General features: G+C 42.4%; 3 protein-coding genes. All 3 read left to right on the forward strand.

What is annotated here, in order from left to right:
- The first annotated feature begins 186 nt into the window (after positions 1–186).
- The 3 genes from JWQ85_RS03995 (at position 187) to JWQ85_RS04005 (ending at position 5,964) form a co-directional block, all read left to right on the forward strand.
- Positions 187–972, forward strand: a complete 786-nt coding sequence (locus JWQ85_RS03995; RefSeq protein ID WP_299464286.1) for a DUF4350 domain-containing protein — start codon at positions 187–189, stop codon at positions 970–972.
- Positions 973–1,175: 203 nt separating this feature from the next.
- Positions 1,176–4,412, forward strand: coding sequence for a SusC/RagA family TonB-linked outer membrane protein (locus JWQ85_RS04000; RefSeq protein WP_299464289.1), 3,237 nt, complete (start codon positions 1,176–1,178; stop codon positions 4,410–4,412).
- 19 nt (positions 4,413–4,431) lie between these two features.
- On the forward strand, positions 4,432–5,964 hold the full coding sequence (locus tag JWQ85_RS04005; protein WP_299464292.1) for a RagB/SusD family nutrient uptake outer membrane protein: 1,533 nt from the start codon (positions 4,432–4,434) through the stop codon (positions 5,962–5,964).
- Positions 5,965–6,089 lie beyond the last annotated feature (125 nt).

Raw genomic sequence — 6,089 nt, forward strand, 5'->3', positions numbered from 1 at the left:
AATGTGGGTTTAAACAGCGTTTATAAGGCATTAATATTGCGTAACTATCACGTAGCGAAAACGATGTCGTAAATAAATATTCCCAAATTATACGAACAGTAAGCTAACAAAGGTACTTTTGGTTAGTACAGTTATATACATACACCAATTATAAACGCTGTATCCTATTAATCACTTTTTTTAAAAATGAAACGTAAGCTGTTCGTTATTGTACTCTTCGTGTATTCAATTATTGCCGGGAAGGTAATGGCGCAAACTGTTGCCCTCGATTATTACTTTAACCACGAAATACATACAACCAAAGATGGCCAAAACAAAAGGTTTCATTATATGTGGGAGGATACCGCTAATTCGGGCTTTTCTATATGGGGCGATATTTTTAAATCGCAGGGTGCTAAGTTAACAAGTATAGAGGTTGCGCCTACAACACAAAGTCTTAAAGGGGTAGCCGTTTATATCATTGTAGACCCTGATAGCAAAAAGGAAAATCCATCGCCCAATTACATTCAAAAAGCCGACGCTGATAATATCGCGCAATGGGTTAAAGCAGGTGGCGTATTGGTACTAATGGCCAATGATAGCGCTAATGTAGAGCTGCAGCATTTTAATATACTTGCCGGCTGTTTCGGGATGCATTTTAATAACGATATGCAAAACCATGTTATTGATGATGCCCATTTTGAAGACGGCGCGGTATTAATAAATAACAACCCGGTATTTAAAATATCAAAAAAAGCTTTCCTGAAGGATGTTTGCAGCATTACGCTAACAGGTAAGGCAACAGCTATTTTAAAATCTCCGGCTGGCGCGACTATCGCCGCCATTACAAAATACGGCAAAGGGACTGTTTTTGCTGTAGGCGACCCCTGGTTGTACAACGAATATGTTAACGGACGGCTGCCTGCAGGTTTTGATAATGATAAAGCCGCCGCCGACCTTACAAAGTATCTTTTACTCCAAGTAAACCAATAAACCCAACCAATATAAACTAAACCCCAAAATCAATTTATGAAGCAAGAAAGAAAAAAGCCGTGATATAAGATACCGCTGATGCCAAACCCCGGCAGTATTTAAAAAAATCTGATTCTCTTATCGAAACAAAAAAACGCGATGAATAATCGCGGGGGAATCCTTTTGTCAAAAAATTGAAAAAACTTAATTCTTAACATATAAATATGAAGAATAGACTTCTACAAAAATCACTTAAAAAGTGTGTTGTTTTCACTGCCATATCCCTATTTGTGATGCTTGGCAGCGCATATGCACACATTAACAAACTGCGCCCGGCATGGAGTATCCCGGCTGATAAAACCGCGCCAAACAAACTTAAGGCAACCAAACAGGCAAAGATAACAGGTACTGTTACCGATGAGAAAAACCGGCCGCTGCCCGGTGTAAACGTTAGGGTTAAAGGCACAACCATAGGCGCCTCAACAGATGCAAATGGTAAATATACCATTGATGCAGAGCAGGGTGCCACACTGGTATTCTCGTTTGTTGGTTATGATAGCAAAGAGATAACCGTAGGCGCGAATACCGAATACAACATTCAGCTTTTGCCTAACTCAAAGGACCTTACCGAGGTTGTAGTAATAGGTTACGGCACACGTGCTGTTAAAGATGTAACTGGTGCTATCACCAGCGTTAAAGCAGATAAATTTGAAAATGATAACCCGACAAGTGTTGCCGATGTATTGCGCGGTTCGGTGCCGGGTATATCTGTAGCCCTCAATACATCTGCTAAAGGTGCCAAAATGGATGATTTCCAGGTTCGTGGAAAAGCGAGCCTCTCGGGTAATGTAAACCCGCTGATTGTTTTAGACGGGGTTATTTATTTTGGTGACATTGCAGATATCAACCCAAATGATATTGACAGGGTTGACGTTTTACGTGATCCAAGCGCACTTGCGGTTTACGGTGCGCAGGCTGCAGGTGGTGTTGTAGCAATTACCACCAAAAAAGGTAAAAAGGGCGGATCGGTGATTACTTTAAATGCTAATATGGGCATTGCGCAATTGCTGCAAAATCAAAAATATTACCAGGGAGAGGGATTCCTGAACTGGAGATCTGATGTTCAGCGGAGCGCTAACTCATCAAACCCAAGTTATTACTACAGCGACCCAAGGGCATTACCTGCCGGCGTAACTTTAGAACAGTTCCTGAATGGCGCAACCGGCGACCCGGTTACTATTTATCTGCAACGTTTAGGCTTATTCCCCAACGAGGTAACTAACTACCAAAATGGAAAGGTTACCGACTGGAGTAAACTGATATTCAGAAATGGAATGCGCCAGGATTATACTGCCAGTTTATCGGGCAGGGGCGATAATATCAGCTACTATTTCTCCGGTAACTTCACCAAAAATCAAAACCTTATACAAGGAGGTGATTATAACGATACCCGTTTTCGTTTAAATTTGGAAGGCAAGGCCGCTAAATTTTTAACACTTGGTGTTAACGCGCAGTATTCGGTGCGTGACGAGGGTGCCTCGGCGGCTTCTCTAAGCGGCCAATCTATAGACCGTACAGAGGCCGATTGGACGCAGATTATCAACTCATCGCCATACGGTGATTTTTACAATGCAGATGGTAGCCTACGCCGCATAGCTACTGATGACAGCGGTTTAAATCAGCGTAACCCTTTCCTGGGAAACAAGTACAACCAAAATGTGAATGTTCAGAATGTGTTGTTTTCAACCCTGTTTGCCAAGGTTGATCTGCCATTTGGCTTCAAATACACATTGAACTTTTCACCTCAGATAGAATCTTATCGCAATTTCTTTTACCGCCCGGTTGCCAATCCTAACGAGCTATCAGGTGGTACAGCCACCCGCACCATGGAGAATAGATATCGATATAACATTGATAACATACTTAACTGGAACAAAAGTTTTGGCGTACACAGCTTTGATGCAACATTCCTGTTAAACAAAGAAAAATACCAAACTTGGTATACCTCAGCCTCCAATACACAATTTAGTCCGAGCGATGCATTAGGCTATCATAGTATTGGTGCAGGTACCTTACCTATTGAGAACAGCGACGACCGTATATTTAATGCAGATGCGATAATGGGGCGTATCAACTACACGCTGATGGGTAAATATAATTTTACTTTCACTGCACGCCGGGATGGTTTCTCGCCCTTTGGTTTAAAAAAACCAAGGCAAAATTATACTAATGGTGCTGTTGCCTGGACATTTAGTGATGAGAAATTCTTTAAAACCAATTTCTTTAGCTGGCTAAACTATGGTAAACTGCGCTTTGGTTACGGCTCTAACGGTAACCGTTTATCAAGCGGTACGGCTGATCCAAGTTTGGCGCTTGCAACAATTGTTACCGGTAAATATCCAACTGTTACGCCGGGTGGTGTAGTAGTGAACAACAATAGCATCTTTGTAACCTCATTGCAAAATAATGACCTTACATGGGAGCGTACAACAGGTCCTAACTTGGGCTTAGATTTCGCTATCCTCAACAATCGTATCAATGGTTCGGTAGATATTTACAACCGCAAAACAACCGACTTAATTGCTAGCCGTTCATTAGTGGCCATTCAGGGCCTTTTTACACCAAATTTGTTAACCAATATTGGCGAGGTTAATAACAAAGGCATTGAGGTATTGCTTGAAGGTAAGATTATGCAAAGCAAAAACTTTAACTGGAATGCTACCGGTACTTTTTACCTGAACCGTAACAAAATTGTACACCTGTATGGCGAGTATCAAACCACAGATGCCAATGGCAATAACATTACTAAAGAAAATGATGACTTAGGTAATGGCTGGTTTATTGGCCACGATATTAATGCCGTTTGGGATTACAAGATACAAGGCGTTTGGCAAACACCAGAGGCTACCGAAGCCGCTAAATATGGCGCCAAACCAGGCGATTTTAAATTGCAGGATATGGATGGCGATTTTAAATTCACTAATGCTGATAAGCAGTTCCTGGGTTCTATCAATCCAAAGTTTAGCTGGTCGTTAAGAAACGAATTCAATTTATTTAAGAATTTCGATTTCTCTTTTATGCTGGTATCAAGCATTGGTCAATTAAGGCAGTTTAACCAGGCCACCAACAATGCAGGAAGCGTTGGTTACGGCCGTATGAACTCGTACGTGCTTCCATACTGGACACCTGATAACCCAATAAACGATTACGCTCGCTTAAATTCAGGTTCATCAGGCACAACCATTAACGTATGGCGTAAAGCATCATTTGTAAGGCTGCAAACTGTTTCATTGGGTTACACCTTTAGCCCGCAACTTATCAAACGTTTAGGCATGTCATCAGCCAAACTATTTGTTAACGCAACAAATGCAGCAGTATTTTCTGACTGGCCTTTGTGGGACCCGCAAAATAACGGGCCAACTCCAAGGTTCTTGGCAGCAGGTTTTAACGTGACTTTTTAAAGTATAAAGAGATTAGAATATGAAAAAGATTAATAGAAATATAATAGCCGGGCTTGCAGTTGCTGCAGTTTTTATCACCGGCGGATGTACAAAAAGAGGTGACCTGATACCGGAAGCCCCTTCAAAATTTACACCCGGTAATACACTCACTACACCGGCGGCTTTCAGGGCCGCATTGCTTAACCTTAACCTGAGTGTTAGGTTTGAATTTTTCGGAGATTCGGCGCCAATGTTAACGGAATCTATCTTTACAGATGCCGCGGTTGAGGGTACTACAGATAAAACTACCCCCGCACAAGACCTGAATATAAGGATCACACCAACGGCTAACCTTAACAGTGACGACTATAACAAAATTGGCCGTTACTGGCAGGTATGGTGGCAGGGCGTGCATGATGCAAACGTTATTATCTCAAGGATAGACTATGCAAAGTGGCCTTCTGCCGACGAAAGAGACAAGGTGTTAAGTGGTGCGTATTTCCACCGCGCATACAGGTATTATCGCCTGGTACACGAATTTGGCGATGTGCCTTTGGTATTAAAAGAAGAAACCGGTGTTAATATAGGGTATTTTACTACACAGCGCATGGTTATTCTGAAACAAATGAAAACTGACCTTGACTTTGCAGTAACCAAACTGGTTGATAATGGTAATAAAGGCGAGCCGTCAAAAGGCGCAGCTGCACACTTGCTCACCAAAATAAACCTTGCATTAGGTTTGTTTGATGATGCTATCGCATCTGCCAATATCGCTATAAACGGCCCTTATGCTTTAATGACCAATCGTTTTGGTATTGTTGCCGGCGATGCTACTAAAAACGTTGTTTGGGATCTGCACCGCCCCGAGAACAAATCTATCTCTGCAAACACAGAGGCATTATATGTAGTTATCGACCGCGAAACTTTAGAAGGTGCTACACCAAACGGTTCGCAGGTAATGCGTAATTGCGTACCTATGTGGCACAACGGAACTATACTTACACCGGGTGCATTAAAACCCGGTATTTCTGATAAAATAACAGAAGAATCGCCGCTTACTTTATGGTATGGACGTGGTATTGGCCGCTTACGTGGTACACCATACGCCACTAAATATATCTGGACAGATAACACCGACTTACGCCATGCAAAAGGTATGTGGATGGATATGACCGATCTGGTTTACAATCAACCCGCTCTTAAAACATCAGACCCGGCCTGGTATGGTAAACATTTGGAGCAATACACTTCATCAAATGTAAACCAGCGCTTCCTTAATGGTGCTAAGGATACTATCCGTGCATGGTTTGGCTGGCCACACTACAAAGTTTTCATCGGCTCGGGCCCTATAGCTGTTGATAAATGGTGGAGCCCACCGCGTGGTACAAATACAGATTGGTATGTATTCCGTTTGGCAGAAACGTACCTGTTACGCGCCGAAGCTTACTGGTGGAAAGGCCAAAATGCCCTTGCAATGGCCGATATCAATAAAGTACGCGCACGTGCCAATGCCCAACTGTTAACAGATGATAGCAAAGTAAATATTGGTACCATCCTTGATGAGCGCCAATGAGAGCTTTATTGGGAAGAGCCACGTAAAACAGAGCTTACCCGTATGGCCTATATTTTCGCACAAACAGGCAAGGCTGCTTATAATGGTAAAACTTATAATGTGGGAACGTTCTCTACCAACAATTT

It is taken from the genome of Mucilaginibacter sp. (assembly GCF_028288105.1).
Classification (GTDB): Bacteria; Bacteroidota; Bacteroidia; order Sphingobacteriales; family Sphingobacteriaceae; genus Mucilaginibacter.